The 17176-nt window shown below is 65.6% G+C and carries 17 protein-coding genes; 10 read left to right on the top strand and 7 right to left on the bottom strand.

Going from position 1 to position 17176, the window contains the following annotated elements:
- Nucleotides 1-135 precede the first annotated feature (135 nt).
- The 5 genes from sucB (at nt 136) to lipA (ending at nt 5447) form a co-directional block, all read left to right on the top strand.
- Nucleotides 136-1926 carry a 2-oxoglutarate dehydrogenase, E2 component, dihydrolipoamide succinyltransferase gene (gene sucB, locus ACIBJI_RS25000; protein ID WP_397086162.1) on the top strand — a complete coding sequence of 597 codons (1791 nt, stop codon included), beginning with the start codon at nt 136-138 and terminating at the stop codon, nt 1924-1926.
- Between the two features lie 23 nt (nt 1927-1949).
- On the top strand, nt 1950-2855 hold the full coding sequence (locus ACIBJI_RS25005) for a TIGR01777 family oxidoreductase (RefSeq protein ID WP_364345288.1): 906 nt from the start codon (nt 1950-1952) through the stop codon (nt 2853-2855).
- A 108-nt stretch (nt 2856-2963) separates the two neighbouring features.
- Nucleotides 2964-3497, top strand: a complete 534-nt coding sequence (locus ACIBJI_RS25010; protein ID WP_397086164.1) for a GNAT family N-acetyltransferase — start codon at nt 2964-2966, stop codon at nt 3495-3497.
- A 120-nt stretch (nt 3498-3617) separates the two neighbouring features.
- Nucleotides 3618-4352 (top strand): lipoyl(octanoyl) transferase LipB, encoded by a 735-nt coding sequence (lipB, locus tag ACIBJI_RS25015; protein ID WP_364345292.1) that lies wholly within the window; start codon nt 3618-3620, stop codon nt 4350-4352.
- Between the two features lie 78 nt (nt 4353-4430).
- Nucleotides 4431-5447: a lipoyl synthase gene (gene lipA / locus ACIBJI_RS25020; protein WP_364345294.1), complete on the top strand. Its 1017-nt coding sequence runs from the start codon at nt 4431-4433 to the stop codon at nt 5445-5447.
- A gap of 87 nt (nt 5448-5534) precedes the next feature.
- On the opposite strand, the gene ACIBJI_RS25025 is transcribed toward lipA, so the two are convergent.
- Complete coding sequence (locus ACIBJI_RS25025) at nt 5535-6047, bottom strand: ester cyclase (RefSeq protein WP_397086166.1); 513 nt, start codon at nt 6045-6047, stop codon at nt 5535-5537.
- A 636-nt stretch (nt 6048-6683) separates the two neighbouring features.
- On the opposite strand from ACIBJI_RS25025, the gene ACIBJI_RS25030 reads away from it, so the two are divergent.
- Together ACIBJI_RS25030 and ACIBJI_RS25035 are read left to right on the top strand one after the other, a co-directional pair.
- Entirely contained in the window at nt 6684-8891 is a 2208-nt protein-coding gene (locus tag ACIBJI_RS25030; protein ID WP_397086273.1) for an elongation factor G-like protein EF-G2, read from the top strand.
- A 44-nt stretch (nt 8892-8935) separates the two neighbouring features.
- The gene (locus tag ACIBJI_RS25035) at nt 8936-9487 is read left to right on the top strand and encodes a hypothetical protein (protein WP_397086168.1); all 552 of its coding nucleotides are present in this window, start codon (nt 8936-8938) and stop codon (nt 9485-9487) included.
- Between the two features lie 316 nt (nt 9488-9803).
- Here the strand turns inward: ACIBJI_RS25035 and ACIBJI_RS25040 are convergent, their stop codons facing one another.
- Together ACIBJI_RS25040 and glnA are read right to left on the bottom strand one after the other, a co-directional pair.
- Complete coding sequence (locus tag ACIBJI_RS25040) at nt 9804-10694, bottom strand: tyrosine-protein phosphatase (protein ID WP_397086171.1); 891 nt, start codon at nt 10692-10694, stop codon at nt 9804-9806.
- A gap of 539 nt (nt 10695-11233) precedes the next feature.
- Complete coding sequence (gene glnA, locus ACIBJI_RS25045) at nt 11234-12670, bottom strand: type I glutamate--ammonia ligase (RefSeq protein ID WP_364345304.1); 1437 nt, start codon at nt 12668-12670, stop codon at nt 11234-11236.
- Between the two features lie 253 nt (nt 12671-12923).
- Here glnA and ACIBJI_RS25050 point away from each other — a divergent pair, with 253 nt between their 5' ends.
- Nucleotides 12924-13454: an RDD family protein gene (locus ACIBJI_RS25050; RefSeq protein ID WP_397086173.1), complete on the top strand. Its 531-nt coding sequence runs from the start codon at nt 12924-12926 to the stop codon at nt 13452-13454.
- A gap of 37 nt (nt 13455-13491) precedes the next feature.
- On the top strand, nt 13492-13881 hold the full coding sequence (locus ACIBJI_RS25055; RefSeq protein WP_397086175.1) for a YrdB family protein: 390 nt from the start codon (nt 13492-13494) through the stop codon (nt 13879-13881).
- Nucleotides 13882-13927: 46 nt separating this feature from the next.
- Here ACIBJI_RS25055 and ACIBJI_RS25060 read toward each other — a convergent pair whose 3' ends face one another.
- From ACIBJI_RS25060 to ACIBJI_RS25075, 4 genes are all read right to left on the bottom strand, one after another.
- Nucleotides 13928-14671, bottom strand: a complete 744-nt coding sequence (locus tag ACIBJI_RS25060; protein WP_364345310.1) for a DUF4191 domain-containing protein — start codon at nt 14669-14671, stop codon at nt 13928-13930.
- Between the two features lie 42 nt (nt 14672-14713).
- The gene (locus ACIBJI_RS25065) at nt 14714-15163 is read right to left on the bottom strand and encodes a TY-Chap domain-containing protein (RefSeq protein WP_364345312.1); all 450 of its coding nucleotides are present in this window, start codon (nt 15161-15163) and stop codon (nt 14714-14716) included.
- Nucleotides 15164-15388: 225 nt separating this feature from the next.
- Nucleotides 15389-15835 (bottom strand): DoxX family protein, encoded by a 447-nt coding sequence (locus tag ACIBJI_RS25070; protein WP_364345314.1) that lies wholly within the window; start codon nt 15833-15835, stop codon nt 15389-15391.
- 76 nt (nt 15836-15911) lie between these two features.
- Nucleotides 15912-16754 carry a sigma-70 family RNA polymerase sigma factor gene (locus ACIBJI_RS25075; RefSeq protein ID WP_364345316.1) on the bottom strand — a complete coding sequence of 281 codons (843 nt, stop codon included), beginning with the start codon at nt 16752-16754 and terminating at the stop codon, nt 15912-15914.
- 72 nt (nt 16755-16826) lie between these two features.
- Here ACIBJI_RS25075 and ACIBJI_RS25080 point away from each other — a divergent pair, with 72 nt between their 5' ends.
- Entirely contained in the window at nt 16827-17165 is a 339-nt protein-coding gene (locus tag ACIBJI_RS25080) for a VOC family protein (protein WP_364345318.1), read from the top strand.
- The last annotated feature ends 11 nt before the right edge of the window (nt 17166-17176 follow it).

Below are 17176 nucleotides of genomic sequence, written 5' to 3' on the forward strand. Positions count from 1 at the left end.
ACAAGAACCACACAGATCTCCGGTGCCACGCACAATGATCGGTGGCTTTCGGACACCCATCGCGACCCGCGGTGGGTGTTCGCAGTGAGATCAACTGTTGTAGAACCCGTCGAGCAGTCAGAGGAGTCAACGGACATGGCCTTCTCCGTCCAGATGCCGGCTCTTGGTGAGAGCGTCACCGAGGGAACGGTGACCAGGTGGCTGAAGCAGGAAGGAGACACGGTCGAGGTCGACGAGCCACTGCTCGAGGTCTCCACCGATAAGGTCGACACCGAGATCCCGTCGCCGGCGGCGGGTGTGTTGTCGAAGATCGTCGCCGCCGAGGATGACGTCGTCGAGGTCGGCGGTGAGCTCGGTGTGATCAGCGAAGCCGGCGAAGCGCCCGCGCCCGCCGCCGCACCCGCACCTGAAGCCGCGCCTGCACCCGCCCCCGCGCCGGAGCCGGAACCGGCCCCCGCGCCCGCGGCCGCCGCTGCGGCCCCTGCACCCGCGGCTCCCGCCGCAGCCCCGGCCGCCGCGTCGGGCACCCCGGTCAAGATGCCGGAACTCGGTGAGTCGGTCACCGAGGGCACCGTCACCCGCTGGCTCAAGCAGGTCGGTGACCAGGTCGCCGTCGACGAGCCGCTACTCGAGGTCTCCACCGATAAGGTCGACACCGAGATCCCCTCGCCCGTCGCGGGCACCCTGCTGGAGATCTCCGCGCAGGAAGACGATGTCGTCGCCGTCGGTGGACAGCTCGGCGTGATCGGCAGCGGCGCCCCCGCGGCCGCCGCACCGGCACCCGCCGCCCCCGCACCGGCAGCTCCGGCCCCCGCTCCGGCCCCGGCACCCGCGCCCGCCGCTGCGGCCCCTGCACCAGCTGCCGCCCCTGCACCAGCTCCGGCCCCTGCGCCAGCTCCGGCCCCTGCGCCAGCTCCCAAGCCTGCTCCGGCTCCGGCCGCCACGGCTCCGGCGCCGACCCAGGACACCTCTGGCAACGGCGCGACCCCCTACGTCACCCCGCTGGTCCGCAAGCTGGCCGAGGAGAACGGCGTAAATCTCGCCACCGTCACCGGCTCCGGTGTCGGCGGACGCATCCGCAAGCAGGATGTGCTCGCCGCCGTCGAGGCCAAGAAGGCGCCGGCTCCGGCCGCCGCCCCCGCGGCCGCCGCACCGGCCGCGAAAGCGCCCGCCGCGGCGGCGGTCCCGTCGCAGCTGGCGCATCTGCGCGGCACCGTGCAGAAGGCGAGCCGCATCCGCCAGATCACCGCCACCAAGACCCGGGAATCGCTGCAGACCACCGCGCAGCTGACCCAGGTGCACGAGGCGGATGTCACCAAGATCGCGGCACTGCGCAGCCAGGCCAAGGCCGCGTTCAAGGACCGCGAGGGCGTCAACCTGACGTTCCTGCCGTTCTTCGCCAAGGCGGTCGTCGAGGCGCTCGGCGTGCACCCGAATGTGAACGCCAGCTACGACGAGTCCACGAAGGAGATCACCTACCACGCCTCGGTGCACCTCGGCATCGCCGTCGACACCGAGCAGGGTCTGCTGTCCCCGGTGATCCACAACGCCAGCGACCTGTCGCTGGCCGGACTGGCCCGTGCCATCGCCGATATCGCCAACCGGGCCCGCACCGGCCGACTCAAGCCGGACGAGCTGGCCGGGGGCACCTTCACCATCACCAATATCGGCAGCCAGGGCGCGCTGTTCGACACCCCGATCCTGCTTCCGCCGCAGGCAGGCATGCTCGGCACGGGTGCGATCGTGAAGCGCCCGGTGGTGGTCACCGATGAGACCGGCAACGAGTCCATCGGCGTTCGGTCCATGTGCTACCTGCCGCTCACCTACGATCACCGCCTCATCGACGGCGCCGACGCCGGTCGCTTCCTGACCACCATCCGGCACCGGCTCGAGGAAGCGGCGTTCGAGGCGGACCTCGGTCTGTAGTCGGAAAGGATCGTCTGTCGCGTATGAAGGTGGTGATCGCCGGTTCGTCCGGGCTGATCGGGACGGCGCTCGTCGCGGCATTGCGCCGCGACGGGCACGAAGTCGCCCGATTGGTACGCCGCTCCCCCAACGCGCCGGACGAGTACCGCTGGGATCCCGCTCGCGCCGATCTGGACGAGCGGGCCCTACGCGGCGCCGATGCGGTGGTCAACCTCTGCGGAGCAAGCCTCGGACGGCGGCGCTGGAACGGCAGCTACAAACAGGAGCTGCGCGACAGTCGGCTGACCCCGACCGATGTGCTGGCCAATGCGGTCGCCGTCGCTGGTGTGCCGGTGCTCGTGAATGCCAGCGGCGTGCACTACTACGGCGGCGCCACCGGCAGTCGGGTGGTCGACGAAACCGCTCCCGCGGGAACGGGTTTCCTCGCGACCCTCTGCCAAGATTGGGAGGCCGCGACCAAACCCGCCGTCGATGCCGGTGTGCGCACGGTGCTGTTGCGCAGTGCGGTGGTGCTGTCTCATCACGGCGGCATGCTCGGCATGCTGCAGCCGTTGTACTCGCTCGGGCTCGGCGGCCGACTCGGCAACGGACGTCAGTACACGCCGTGGATCTCGATGGCCGACGAGATCGGTGCGATCATCTTCGCGCTCACCCACGACAGCATTGCCGGGCCGATCAATTCGGTCGGTCCGGCACCGGTCACCAATGCCGAATTCAATCGGGCACTCGGCCGCGTCTTGCATCGGCCGACCCCATTCGTGGTGCCCGCGTTCGCATTACGCGCGCTGATCGGCGAATTCGCCGAAGAGGCGATCCTGAACGGGCCGCGTGTGATTCCGACGGCGCTGGAGGCGGCGGGTTACCCGTTCCAGCACCAGACGATCGGCGCGGCGCTGGCGGCGGCCTTGGGCCGTGATGATGAACGATGACGACGGACACCGAGACCGACACGGTATAGACCGCGCGCCGACATTCACCGGCAGCACAACGATCCAGGCGCCGGAGCCAATTACCAAGCGCCCCAATGGAGTAGATCGATGACCGAGCTAGACGCCCGAGGTGCCACCGTCATCCGCGACGCGCACGAGGGAGATCTGCCCGAGATCCTGGTCATCCACAACGCGAATATCGCCACCTCCACCGCCATCTGGGATCACGAGCAGGTCGATCTCGACGATCGACGCGCCTGGTTCCGCGGGCGCACCGCCGCCGGACTGCCCATTCTGGTCGCCGATATCGGCGGCGAGGTCGCCGGTTACGCCAGCTACGGCCCCTGGCGGACCCGATCGGGTTACCGCTTCACTGTGGAGAATTCGGTCTATGTAGCCGGCCGTTTCCACCGTCGCGGTATCGCCGGCGCCCTGCTCACCGAGCTGATCGGGCGTGCCCGCCGGGCGGGCACCGTGCACGCAATGGTCGCCGCCATCGAATCCGGCAATACCGGTTCGATCGCGCTGCACGAGCGGTTCGATTTCCGCACCGTCGGAGAACTGCCGGAAGTCGGCCGGAAGTTCGGTCGCTGGATGGACCTGACCCTGATGCAGTTGACACTGCCCGTCGAGGGCGACTAGGCCGGTCGGCGGTGGCCGCAGCCCCAGTGCCTGCGCCCGATGCCAAACCTGGCAACCCTGTGGCATCGCCCACACCAGGTTGGTTTATTGGATGGCCGCGCTCGGCGTACCGTCAAGGGCGTGAACGACACGCGCACCACCTGGTCCGCCCGATTCGATACGACCCCGATCGTGGTCGAGGATCTCGGACTCATCGATTACCACAGCGCCTGGGATATGCAGCGGTCGATCGCCGCGCAGCGGGCCGCCGGGGAGGGCTCCGACCATTTGCTCCTGCTGGAGCACCCGTCGGTCTACACCGCCGGTCGCCGCACCGAGGCCGAGGATCTGCCGATCGACGGTAGCCCGGTGGTGCAGGTCGATCGCGGCGGCAAGATCACCTGGCACGGGCCGGGCCAGCTGGTCGGCTATCCGATTGTGCGACTGGCGGAGCCGGTGGATGTCGTGCATTACGTGCGCAGGCTCGAAGAAGCGCTGATCACCGTCTGCACCGGGCTCGGTCTGGACTGCGGCCGGGTCGAGGGCCGTTCCGGTGTCTGGCTGGCCGCGACCGAGCTGTACTCCGAGCGCAAGGTCGCCCAGATCGGCGTGCGGGTACAGCAGGGCGTCGCGCTGCACGGCATCTCGCTCAACTGCAATTCCGCACTCGACGGCTTCCAGGCGATCGTCCCGTGCGGCATTCGCGACGCCGGTGTCACCACGCTGTCGCGCGAACTCGGTCGCGAGGTCACGGTGGCCGAAGTCAAGCCGCTCGTCGCCGATGCGATCACTCGCGCGCTCAATGGCGTACTGCCGGTGACCGCGCGCGACATCGCCCGCGCCGCACCGGCCGTCGAGCCTGCGAAAGCCGAATGAGTCGGCTGCTGTCGCGTTGCCCGGCACAGTGATGGACTGCATCCGACGGCGGCGCACGGCAGGCGTAAGGTCGATCGAGTGACCTCAGCTTCAGCACCGGCAGGACGCAAACTGCTACGCATCGAGGCGCGCAACGCGGAGACCCCGATCGAGCGCAAGCCTCAATGGATTCGGACCCGAGCCAAGATGGGCCCCGAGTACACCGAACTCAAGGGCCTGGTGAAACGCGAAGGCCTGCATACGGTGTGCGAGGAGGCGGGCTGTCCCAACATCTTCGAATGCTGGGAAGACCGTGAGGCCACCTTCCTGATCGGCGGCGAACAGTGCACCCGCCGCTGCGATTTCTGCCAGATCGACACCGGCAAACCCGCCGCACTCGATCGCGACGAGCCGCGCCGGGTCGCCGAAAGCGTCCAGGCGATGGGTCTGCGCTACTCCACCATCACCGGTGTCGCGCGCGACGACCTCGACGACGGCGGCGCCTGGCTCTACGCCGAAACCGTCCGGGCCATCAAGGCTTTGAATCCGAACACCGGCGTCGAACTGCTCATCCCGGACTTCAACGCGGTCCCCGAGCAGTTGGCCGAGGTCTTCTCCACCCGCCCCGAGGTGCTCGCGCACAACCTGGAGACGGTGCCGCGTATCTTCAAGCGGATCCGCCCGGCATTCCGCTACGAGCGCTCCCTCGCCGTACTGACCGCGGCCCGCGAAGATGGCCTGGTCACCAAGTCGAACCTGATCCTCGGCATGGGCGAAACCCCAGAGGAAGTCACCCAGGCCATGCGCGACCTGCACGAGGCCGGCTGCGACATCCTCACCATCACCCAGTACCTGCGCCCCTCCCCGCGCCACCACCCGGTCGACCGCTGGGTCAAGCCAGAGGAGTTCGTCGAGCACTCCCGCATGGCCGAGGAAATCGGCTTCGCCGGTGTCATGGCCGGACCGCTGGTCCGCTCCTCCTACCGCGCGGGCCGGTTGTACGCCCAGGCAATGGCCCACCACGGGCGCGAAATCGCCCCCGCCATGGCCCATCTCGCCGAGGAGGGCACCGCCTCCCAGGAGGCCAGCTCCGTCCTGGCACGCTTCGGCAGCTGAGTGCCGCTGCGGCGATCGGACCAGGCGGCTGAAGCTGCTGGGTTCGATCGCCAGTGGCCCAAATGATCTCGGCTTCTCTGCGACGAGTCAGGTTGTCGCGGGGTGCGCCGCCTGGATGACACCGAGTTGCTGCATCATGCCGAGCGTGTCCCAACATGACCAGCTCTCGACGATCTTGCCGTCCTGGAAGCGATAGATTGTGATTCCCTGAACGACCGCTGATTTGCCTGTCGGGGACATGCCCATCATCTCGCCGTCGTTGGTGCCTGTAGCCGTCCACCGGGTAGTGACGAAATCGCCCTCGGCGATCTGTTCGTTGACCAAGAACCGTTGATCCGAGAATGCGGCGAGATACATCTGCACGAGCCTTTTGAAACCGTCGGGGCCATGAACCTCGGCGAACGGGTTCTGTGGATCGTGGTTGATGCAGTCAGCCGCAATCACCTCGTCGAATACGCTGAGGTCTCGCATGTTCCATGCGTCGAGGACACGCTTGGCGGTGGCCTTGTTCTGCTCTGACATGACGCTTCCTATCGCTTGCTGGGCCGAACTGGCGGGGCGGCCATAGTCGCTGCAGGCAGCATTCGCGGTGCCCGGCATCGAGCGTGGTGTGCAGCGCGGCCGCGATGCCAACAGCGGACCCAGGCGCCGCCCCCAATATATGGACGCTGTCATCACGACGGATGCCCGTCCGAATGTTCTCGGCGGACATCCAGCTACCCGCCGATCACAAACCCTGAAGCCGGTGTATCGCAACCATTGTGCGCCTCTTTCGTGCACGCGGTAAGGGGACAACGGAGACTACTCCGAGCCTGTGCCAGGCTCGCACGGCATCTACCTGTGCATCGATTGTTCAACATGTTGGGTTGGGGTCGACCGCGAGGACGCCTCGGACGGGGACACCGTGGTGACGTAGGCGCGGTTCGGCGCACGACTCGAGCAAACGAGCCGATTTGGCTAATATTTAGTTAACCTACGTTCACTTATGTCGTAGCAGAAGTTCTGAGTGTCGGCAGTTCCAGCAGACAGCCGGAAGGCGTCGATGCGACCTTGTGGCCCGAAACGCAGACAACCGCCCGCCCTTGACACCCCGGATCCGGGTAACCCGACCTGAACCCCACATGCACACCACCCCACGCGCACCTGAACACATCGGATCTTCCGATCCGGGCACGCGAGGCGACCGCTGGTGGGAAGCTCGAAGGACCGTAGGTGTCGACCGAGAAAGCGAGACACATGGTCGAGAAAGCGAGTGCGTCCGCAGGGACCAACGGTAAGGCTGTGACGGCGCAGCGGCCGGAAGACATCCGGAATGTGGTGCTGGTCGGGCACAGCGGGTCGGGTAAGACCACGTTGGTGGAGGCGTTGGCGCTCACGGCAGGCGCGGTGAATCGCGCGGGCCGGGTGGAGGACGGGACATCGCTATCGGATTATGACGAGATCGAACATCGTCAGCACCGATCGGTGCAGCTGTCGGTGGTGCCGATGGTGTGGCACGGGATCAAGATCAATCTGCTGGATACCCCCGGATACGCCGATTTCGTCGGTGAGCTGCGCGCGGGTCTGCGTGCGGCGGATGCCGCGCTGTTCGTCATTTCCGCGGCTGAGGGCGCCGAGGCCGTCAGCGGCGCGACCCGTGCGCTGTGGGAGGAGTGCGCGGCGGTCGGGATGCCGCGGGCCATCGTGATCACCCACCTCGATACCGCACGCGCCGAATTCGACGAGATGACCGAGACCTGTCGGCTGGTGCTCGGCGGTGGGTCCTCGGAAAACATTCTGCCGCTGCATCTTCCGGTGTACGGGCCGAAGAATCCGGACGGTCATCGGCCGGTGACCGGTTTGGTCGAACTGCTTCCGCACTGCATCGCGGACTACTCCTCGGGGGAGGAAGTCCAGTGTGAACCGTCCGACGATCAGCTGCCGCAGCTCGAGGAGGCGCGCAACCGGCTGATCGAGGGCATCATCGCCGAGAGCGAAGACGAGACGTTGATGGAGCGCTATCTCGCCGGCGAGGAGATCGAGCTGGCGGCACTTGTCGAGGACCTCGAACGCGCGGTCGCCCGGGGCAGTTTCCATCCCGTGCTGTTCGGCGCACCCGCTCCCGAGGGGGCCAAACAGGGCCTCGGCACCATAGAACTGTTAGAGCTGATCACCGGCGGATTTCCCACACCATCGGAACATGCGGTCTCGGCGGTCACCACCTCCGACGGAGCGGCGCCGACCCCGTTGCACTGCGATCCCGACGGCGCGTTGGCGGCCGAGGTGATCCGCACGGCTTCGGATCCGTATGTCGGGCGCGTCTCGCTGGTCCGCGTCTTCTCCGGCACCCTGCGACCCGACGACACGGTGCATGTCTGCGGTCACGGCCTGGAGGACCGCGGCCACGAAAGCCACGATGTGGACGAGCGCATCGGCGCCATCACCGCACCGTTCGGCAAACAGCAGCGTCCACTCGGCCAGGCCATCGCCGGTGATATCGCCTATGTCACCAAACTCAGCCACGCAGAAACCGGCGACACCCTCTCCGGCACCGCCACCCCGCTGTTGATCGAACCATGGCAGATGCCCGATCCCCTACTGCCCATTGCCATTCAGGCACGCAGCAAGGCGGATGAGGACAAGCTCTCCAGCGGCCTGACCCGGCTGGCGGCCGAAGATCCCGCGATCCGGCTGGAACAGAATCCCGATACCCATCAGATCGTGCTGTGGTGTCTGGGTGAGGCGCACCGCGATGTCGCGCTGGAGCGGTTGCGCAGCAGGTTCGGTGTGCAGGTCGACGTGATCGACCACAAGGTCGCACTGCGAGAAACGTTCGCGGGCAAAGCGACCGGTAAGGGCCGACACGTCAAACAGTCGGGCGGGCACGGACAGTACGCGGTCTGCGAGATCGAGGTGGAACCGCTGTCCGGCGGATCTGGTATCGAATTCGTCGACCGGGTGGTGGGCGGAGTCGTACCGCGACAGTTCATTCCGTCGGTGGAGAAGGGTGTGCGCGCCCAGGCTGCGCGCGGGGTGGCGGCCGGGTACCCGCTGGTCGATCTGCGCGTGACACTCTTCGACGGCAAAGCGCATTCGGTCGACTCCTCCGATGCCGCATTCCAGACCGCGGGTGCGCTCGCATTGCGCGAGGCCGCTGCCGCCGCGGGTATCGCCCTGCTCGAACCGATCGCCGACGTATGGGTGGTGGTCACCGACGATTACGTCGGTCCGGTACTCACCGATCTGTCCGGACGGCGCGGACGCGTCCTCGGTACCGAACCGCACGGCACCGGCCGCACCCGCATCCACGCCGAGGTCCCCGAACTCCAACTCACCCGCTACGCAATAGATCTACGCTCGCTCTCACATGGCGCGGGTGATTTCACACGCTCGTATATCCGGCACGAGCCGATGCCGAACGCATTGGCGGGCACGGTCCGCGAGCACGCCAAGAAGTCGGGCTGATACCCCAGCGCCACAGGATGTTTCGCTAGCGTCGAAGGAGCCGGGTGAGCAGTCCAGAGCGTTTCGTCGTCGACACCGAGCATTTCGGCAAGATCGTAATCACGCGGGCCGACGAAAGAGTGGTCACCGCACCGGTATTCGACGATGCCAACGTGGTGACCATCGAGCGCGTCGGTCCGCGCACACGTCAGCGTGTTCCCATCGGTACGCGAAATGTCAAGCGGCTGCGGGCATCGATCAATGATCGCCCCATCAGGTTGACCGTCGGCCGTGGGCATTTCTACTACCGGTGGACCTATAGAGCCCTCGCCGAGGTCGACGGCAAGATTTTGCGGCTGATGCCGACGAATCTGCACTCCAGCACATTGATGCTGGGGCAGAAGGGTCAGGACGATCATGTTCTCGGCGAATTCATGCTGACCGGAACGCACCAGATCAATGTCGTTTGGGCACTGCCCTTCACCGCACGCGACCACAAGATAGCCGTTCGGCAGCCGAATCTGGAGGACGCACTCATCGCCTACGCCTTGGTGACGGCTTTCGGCACGGGAGGCGTTTCACTATGGGACCTGGTCGAGATGGTCCTTCCGATCTGAACTACTGCTGTCGCACAAGGTATGCGGAGTTCGCGCAGACTATAGAGACTGTTGCCGAACGGGGCCGATTTCGGCCGTGCCACAAATCAACTGCCCGGACGGACTACTGCCAGGTGATCATGCTCGCCGGTAGGTGATTTGGTCCCCCGCTGTGACGTCACGATCGCGTGCTGGGCGTATTCGGCAACAGGCTCCATACGGTGTGCGCGATCGTGAAAGTTTGTGCGGCAGCTCGCGGGTTCGGCTGCGGACGCCAGGCTGAGCTGAATGGGATCGGGCCCACTCCACCGGAAGGAGTGGGCCCGAACCGTTCTCGCTAGCTCACCAGGTTCTTCCGAAGTTGTACGAGGGTGCCGCCGTCGAGACCCAAGCCCTGGGTCAGGAACTTCCCGAAATCGCCATAGGCCTGCTCCATCGCAGCGATCGCCGTATCCAAGTACTCATCACGAACCTCTTGCAACGGAATCAGCAGATCGGGATTCTGCATCAGCCCTGCCTGCTTCACCTGCTCACGCAACTTGGCATCCGCCGCGGCGCGATATTGATTCGACAGCAGATAATCCTGCCGCGCAGTAGGTTCCGGCACTCCGACCGCCCGCAACACCACATATGTCAGCCATCCAGTGCGATCCTTACCCGACGTGCAATGATAGAGCGACGCCCGATCGGTCGCCGCCAAATCTCGAATCGTCTGCCCGAACTTGGCTCGCGAATCATCGGTGAAGAAGCTCCGATACACATTGGCCATAATCTCCTCGGCCTTCCCGTTCCCGAGCAGTTCCTCTTGCCTCTGCGGATCCCGAGACTGAATGGCCGCCAGCATCTGCTGGAACAACCCGGTGTCATCGATCGGCCGCGCCACCTGCTGCACCCCCGCAGGCACCTTGTCAGCCCCCGCGAACTGCACCTCCGCAGGTGTCCGCAAATCAATAACCGCTCTGAGATTCAGGGTTCCGAGCTTCTGCACATCGGAGTCCGTCAACTTCTCCAACGAATCCGCCCGAATAACCTTCCCCGCCTTGACCTTCGCCCCGTCATAAGTCCGATACCCTCCGATATCCCGAACATTGACCGCCCCCTGCAAATCGATCTTCCCGCCGACAGCGGTAACACTCGGCTCGGCCATCGCCGAAGGCTGGAGCCCCGTCGCAGTCAGAGCCAAAGTCGCTGCGGCAGCACCTATAAGTGAAACAAGTGAAATCCTCATGGCGCGGGACAGTAGAACCCCACCCGCACCTCGTGCGCCACTTCGCACCGATCCCACCGCCATTACCCCACTCACCGGTATCCCCGTGCCGCTCAATGGGATTCAGACTGGTCATTGGGTGCCGAAGCGCGCAGTTCGCCAGCGAAACCCGAGATCGGTTGCGGCAGTGCCGAAGCAGTATATGCCTACTCGAAAGTGCGCGCGCGGTATACAGCTTCGACCACCGGCTACGGCAAGAGGTGACCCGACGCCGCCTCCTCCAGCGCTCGATCGAACTACTCGCGAGCCGTCCGTCGCTCCCCTGCGGGAATCCGTTACGCAGCTCGTAATCGGCCAGATACTGATCCAGCGATATCGTGCCGAACCGCCCCATCAGATCGCGATCAAACGCAACGCCGCAACGCAGAGCACCCGCATGTCGTCGGGGCCAGGTTTTCTGTCCGCGAGTAGTCCGGAAACGACGGAGCCCCACCCGTCGAAACGGATGGGGCTCCATGCCTTACAGCGCAGGAGTGAAGCCTGCGGAGCGACCGAAGGGCCTACACGTCGAAGTACAGCTCGAACTCGTACGGGTGCGGGCGCAGGTTCACCGGCGCGATTTCGTTTTCGCGCTTGAGGCTGATCCAGGTCTCGATGAGGTCGGGGGTGAAGACGTTGCCTTCGGTCAGGTAGTCGTGGTCCTGTTCGAGGCGGTCGATGACCGAGGCCAGGCTGGTGGGGGCCTGCGGGATGCCCTTGGCCTCCTCCGGCGGGAGCTCGTAGAGGTCCTTGTCGACCGGAGCCTTCGGCTCGATCTTCTTCTTGATGCCGTCCAGGCCGGCCATCATCATGGCGGCGAAGGCCAGGTACGGGTTACCCGAGGAGTCGGGCGCGCGGAACTCGATGCGCTTGGCCTTCGGGTTGTTGCCGGTGACCGGGATGCGGACCGCGGCGGAGCGGTTGCGCTGCGAGTACACCAGGTTGATCGGGGCCTCGTAGCCCGGAACCAGGCGGTGGTAGGAGTTCACGGTCGGGTTGGTGAACGCCAGCAGCGACGGGGCGTGGTGCAGGATGCCGCCGATGTAGTGACGCGCCAGGTCCGACAGGCCCGCGTAGCCGGCCTCGTCATGGAACAGCGGCTTGCCGTCCTTCCACAGCGACTGGTGCACGTGCATGCCCGAGCCGTTGTCACCGAAGAGCGGCTTCGGCATGAACGTGACGGTCTTGCCCTCGGCCCACGCGGTGTTCTTCACGATGTACTTGAACAGCTGCAGGTCGTCGGCCGCGCCGAGCAGGGTGCCGAACTTGTAGTTGATCTCGGCCTGACCGGCGGTGCCGACCTCGTGGTGGCCGCGCTCGAGTTCGAAGCCCGCGTTCTGCAGGTTGGTCGAGATCTTGTCGCGCAGGTCGACGTAGTGATCGTACGGCGCGACCGGGAAGTAACCGCCCTTGTTGCGGACCTTGTAGCCGCGGTTGGGGGTGCCGTCCGGGTTGAACTCCGCGCCGGTGTTCCAGGAGCCGGAGATCGACTCGATCTCGTAGAAGGCGCCGTTCATGCCCGAGTCGTAGCGGATGGAGTCGAAGATGTAGAACTCGGCCTCGGCACCGAAGTAGGCGGTGTCGGCGATGCCGGTGCTCTTCAGGTACTCCTCCGCCTTGCGCGCGACGTTACGCGGGTCGCGGCTGTAGGCCTCGCGAGTGAACGGGTCGTGCACGAAGAAGTTGAGGTTCAGCGTCTTGGCCGCGCGGAACGGGTCCAGCCGAGCGGTGCTGAAGTCGGGGAGCAGCAGCATGTCCGACTCGTCGATGGACTGGAAGCCACGGACGGAGGAGCCGTCGAACGCTAGCCCTTCCTCAGCGAGGTCAGCGGTGAAAGCCTTCGCGGGAATCGAGAAGTGCTGCTGCACACCCGGAAGATCGCTGAAGCGGATGTCGACGTATTCGACCTCCTCTTCCTTGATGTGCTTGATGACCTCGTCGGCCGTGCTGAACGTCACTTGTTCTCCTTACGGATCGGTTCCCAGCCAGTGTCGATTGCATGGGTTCGTCGCGTCCAGACGGTATGGACGCGGTGTTTCCCAGCAATCAAGGCTGTGTTTCGCCAGTGTTACACGTGCGGCTGGCCGGGTGTTCAAGGCCACCCGGGCTCGAACAGCATGGTAATCCTGCCGACATTACCGACGCCTGCCGAGGTCAACTTGGGTTAATGCGGTGTCCTACGACCGGTCGTAGAGGCCTATTCTGGGGGTTATGGCACGCATCAGCGGATCCTGGCTCTCCGGACCTTCGGCGGACCCGGGCGATCCGGCAACCCCCGAGTTCCCCGGTCAGTCCCTTGGTCTGCCCCGCTCCGGCGCCGGGGCGCTGGTGGGTATGTTGCGGCGCATCGTCGCACTGGTGGTGGACTGGTTCATCTCCCTCGGTGTGACCGCAATCATCGTGCGGCCGAATCCCGACAAGATCATCGCCGGGATGGATATTCCGGCCGGGCAGCCGCGTCCGTCGAATTTCGAGGCGATTGTGAGTGCGCTCACGACGCCCAACCTGATCGTGTGGTTCGTGATCGGTGTCGTCGCGGTGTCGCTGTTCGGGTACACGCCGGGGCAGTACTTCCTGCGCCTGCGCGTCATCCGCGTCGATGCACCGGTGGCCGTCGGTTTCGTGCGTGCGTTGGCCCGCCAGGTGCTGCTGGTCTTCGTGGTTCCGGCGCTGTTCACCGACGCCGACGGTCGCGGCATGCACGACCGAGCCACCGGCACCGCGGTCGTCCGCTCACGCTAGTGCCTCCAGGCGGGTGTCGGAACAGTACGCTCCGGCGGTGTCTCTGAATCCCGTCATGCTGGCGGTCCGCCTGTTCCTCGAACTCGCCGCCATTTCCTCATTCGCGGTCTGCGGTTGGCGCGCGTTCGATTCGCCCTGGCGCTATGTGCTGGTCGTCCTGCTGCCGCTCGCCGCCGCCGCGGCTTGGGGAACGTTCGCGGTGCCGGGCGATCCGAGCCGCAGCGGAAAGGCCCCGGTCGCGGTGGACGGCTGGGTTCGTCTGCTGGTCGAGATCGTGGTGCTGTTCGGTGGCGCGGCGGCATTCTGGATCGCGGGACTGCCTCGCTGGGCGCTGGTCTTCACCACGGTGCTCGTCGTCTACCACGCCATCGGCTACGACCGGATCACCTGGTTGCTCAACACTGGGCGAACCGGAACGACCCCTTAGGAATGCGAAGGCCCGCCTCCCACGGGATGCGGGCCTCGAAGCAGCATCAGCGCCGACGGATGGTGCGCTGCACCCCGCGCATCTTGGCGCCCGCGGGCATCGGGCCCTTGGGCAGTGCGGGACCGCTGCGCGAACTCAGCGCGGCCAGCCGGCCCTCGATGAGGTCTATGCGCTTGGTATCGATATTGCGAGGCAGCTTGGTGAGGTGCTTCTGCAGTTCCTTCAGCGGGATCTGGCCCTCGTCGTTACCGATGACGATGTCGTAGATCGGGGTGTCGCCGATGAGCCGCGCGGTGCGCTTCTTCTCCTGTGCCAGTAACGATTTCAGCCGCTGCGGGGAACCCTCACCGATCAGGATGACGCCGGGCAGGCCGATCACGCGGTGCACGGCATCAAGCTGAGTCGTCGCAGCGACGCCATTGCTGACCCGCCATTTGCCCTGCATGTTGTCCAGTACCCAGGCCGCCGCGCCCGCCTGCCCCTCGGCCTTGGCGTATACATTGCGCTGCACCCGGCGACCGAAGATGATGAACGCGACGAGCACGCCGAGCAGCAGTCCGAGCGGCAGCAGGAACCACTGCAGCCCGAAGATCAGGCCGACCACCAGGAATACGACCGTGATCCCGACGACGGCGCCGACCATCAAAGGCAGCAGCAGCTTGTCTTCCTTGCGCTGCATCTGGAACGCCTGCCAGAGCTGCTGGCGGCGTTCTTTCGACTGCTGCTTGCGGGCCGCCTTCGCCGCGGCCTTCGCTTCCTTGGACGGCGTGCCGCCCTTGCCTACTGCCATATTCACAGAATAGTGGCACGTCGGGCGGGTCTCCGCACCGCGTCAGTTCACGCCGCGACGCGCGATCTCACCCAATGCGGTGAGATCCAGATCACCCGAGGTCTCGGTCCAACCCATGGCGCGCAGCTCCGCGGGCGCGCCGACGCCGAGAGCGTCGTGCAGCCCGACGGCGACCGAGCGCGCGAGTCCGCGCAGAGTGTCCAGAGACAGTGGCCAGAGCAGCGTGCGGGTCCAGTTGTCGATTTCGCGACGCGCGACGGGTTCGCGCCAGCCGAGATCGCGCAGCATGCGTTCACCGGTCGCCGAGATGGGCTGCGCGAGATAGGAATTGCCCGCCAGTTCGACGGTCAGCTTGATGTCGTATTGCACGAATTGGACATATCGATTGCCGGGGGCGGCGATTATCAACGTTGCGCGGGAAGGTAGTTCGAAAAGGCACTGCGCCAGCGCCCGCCCGAATAGGTCCCAATCCGTGGTCACCGACTCGGTCATGCCCTCGCCTCGCTAACACTCAGCTCCGGCATGACCGCGCAACTCGGCTGTATTTACTGTTCACTCGCTGCGCTCGCTCATAATTCCCCCGGGGGACCCGCACTGGCCCGATCATACGCCGCGCTGCCTGGGACACCAGCCGAATCGTGTTGGCCGAGTATGACCTTCACCCAGCGATAGCGAAAGCAAATAGCCCGCCGTTCTCGCGAACAGCGGGCACCCGCTTCACGCGGTCACGGCAATCGGTCCGGGCGTCACATCTTCCGATTCCGGAACCCGGCCGAGCCCGCGGAATACGGGCACGTCCAGCTTGCGGCTCGCGGGCCGCAATGCCCACGACGCCACCACGCACAGCGCGAAAAAGCCGGTGTAGATCAGATGATTCGCGGCGGAACGATGTGCGATGTGCGAGACGAATCCGCCGGTCAGATCGAAAAACGCACCAGCATAGGCCCATTCCTTCACCAGCGGAAAGCGCGGGACGGCGAGTGCGATGGCGCCGAGCACTTTCCAGAATCCGAGGATGGTCATGACATAGGTCGGATAACCCAATTCCGTCATGCCGGCCGCGGTCCCGCCGCGGTGCAGCAGATCGGCGATACCGCCCGATGCCAGGACGAAAACCGTCAGTCCGGTAGTGGTCCAGTAGCCGATCGATCGTGCGTTGCTCATGGTGTCCTCCTGCGTCGTGCCTTTCCCGCCGTCACACCCCTGACCAGCGCGGCGGCCGAGATGTGACAGCCACGGGTCATCCCGCCTGCAGTTCCATGAGTTCCAAGGTCTCCGGGTCGGCGAGCAGATCGATGGCCACGATCCGACCTTGGGACACGGTGAAATCGAAGACCACGCGCGGTATGCCGCCGACGGACCACACAAGTCCCGCCCGGCCGTCGATGAGCGCGAGCTGGGCTGCCCTGGCCCGGCCGGAGAAGGTCTGCGCGACCGCATTCGCACCGGACGCGCCCGCGGCACCGGTGGCGAGGGCGGCGGCATCGACGCGCAGCACCACATCCGGATCGAGCAGCGTCAGCAGCGCCTCGAATTCACCCCCGCGTGAGGCGGCGAGGAATGCGTCGACGACCTCACGCTGACGATCACGGTCGGCGGTGGCTCTTGCGCCCTGCACCCGCCGCCGCGCCCGACTGGCCAATTGCCGGGCGGCGGTGGGGGTTTTGCCGACGATCGGCGCGATCTCGTCGAAGGGCACGGCGAACATGTCGTGCAGTACGAACGACAGCCGCTCCGGCGGGGCGAGGGTGTCGAGTACGACAAGTAGGGCGAGGCCGATCGAATCGCCGAGCATCGCTTCCTGTTCCGGGCCCTCGACATCCGGTACCGGTTCGAATTCGTCGAGCGGTTCCTCGCGCCGCGTCTTGCGCGACTGCAGCATATTCAGACAGACCCGGCCGACAACGGTGGTGAGCCAGCCGCCCAGATTCTCGATCTCATCGCTATCGGAACGGCTGAGTCGCAGCCACGCCTCCTGGACAGCGTCATCGGCCTCGCTACCGGAGCCGAGCATGCGATATGCCACCGCGAGCAGATGCGTGCGGTGCTCCTCGAAGCGCTCGGCGAGAAATTTCTCGTCCACTTGTCACATTCTCCCGTTCGGGCTGGTCATGTACGTGAACTGGAAACCGCGACCGCGAACAAGGAGCCAATGATGACCGCTGGACTGCAGACCATCGTCTACCCCGTCACCGACCTGGTCAAGGCGAAGAGCGTGTACGGCGCGCTGTTCGGGGACCCCACCGCCGACACGCCGTACTACGTCGGCTACCGGGTGGCGGGCCAGGACATCGGCCTGGACCCGAATGGCCATAAGAAGGCAATGACCGGCCCGATCGGCTACTGGACCGTCGAGGACATCGAGAAGCAGCTGGCCACCCTGGTCGAGGCCGGTGCCGAGGTGACCCAGCAGCCGACGAATGTCGGCGGCGGGAAGCTGATCGCGACGGTCAAGGACACCGACGGGAATGTCTTCGGGCTCATGCAGCCCTAAGCGAGGATGGC

Origin of the sequence: Nocardia sp. NPDC050408, from assembly GCF_044458905.1 — a bacterium.
Classification (GTDB): domain Bacteria; phylum Actinomycetota; class Actinomycetes; order Mycobacteriales; family Mycobacteriaceae; genus Nocardia.

Coding starts and splice junctions, on each gene's coding strand:
- ACIBJI_RS25005 (WP_364345288.1), top strand. CDS start 1,950: ATGAAGGTGGTGATCGCCGGTTCGTCCGGGCTGATCGGGACGGCGCTC.
- sucB (WP_397086162.1), top strand. CDS start 136: ATGGCCTTCTCCGTCCAGATGCCGGCTCTTGGTGAGAGCGTCACCGAG.
- ACIBJI_RS25065 (WP_364345312.1), bottom strand. CDS start 15,163: ATGACCGAGTCGGTGACCACGGATTGGGACCTATTCGGGCGGGCGCTG.
- ACIBJI_RS25025 (WP_397086166.1), bottom strand. CDS start 6,047: ATGCCGGGCACCGCGAATGCTGCCTGCAGCGACTATGGCCGCCCCGCC.
- ACIBJI_RS25040 (WP_397086171.1), bottom strand. CDS start 10,694: ATGAGGATTTCACTTGTTTCACTTATAGGTGCTGCCGCAGCGACTTTG.
- ACIBJI_RS25060 (WP_364345310.1), bottom strand. CDS start 14,671: ATGGCAGTAGGCAAGGGCGGCACGCCGTCCAAGGAAGCGAAGGCCGCG.
- ACIBJI_RS25030 (WP_397086273.1), top strand. CDS start 6,684: ATGGTCGAGAAAGCGAGTGCGTCCGCAGGGACCAACGGTAAGGCTGTG.
- ACIBJI_RS25010 (WP_397086164.1), top strand. CDS start 2,964: ATGACCGAGCTAGACGCCCGAGGTGCCACCGTCATCCGCGACGCGCAC.
- ACIBJI_RS25070 (WP_364345314.1), bottom strand. CDS start 15,835: ATGAGCAACGCACGATCGATCGGCTACTGGACCACTACCGGACTGACG.
- ACIBJI_RS25080 (WP_364345318.1), top strand. CDS start 16,827: ATGACCGCTGGACTGCAGACCATCGTCTACCCCGTCACCGACCTGGTC.
- ACIBJI_RS25050 (WP_397086173.1), top strand. CDS start 12,924: ATGGCACGCATCAGCGGATCCTGGCTCTCCGGACCTTCGGCGGACCCG.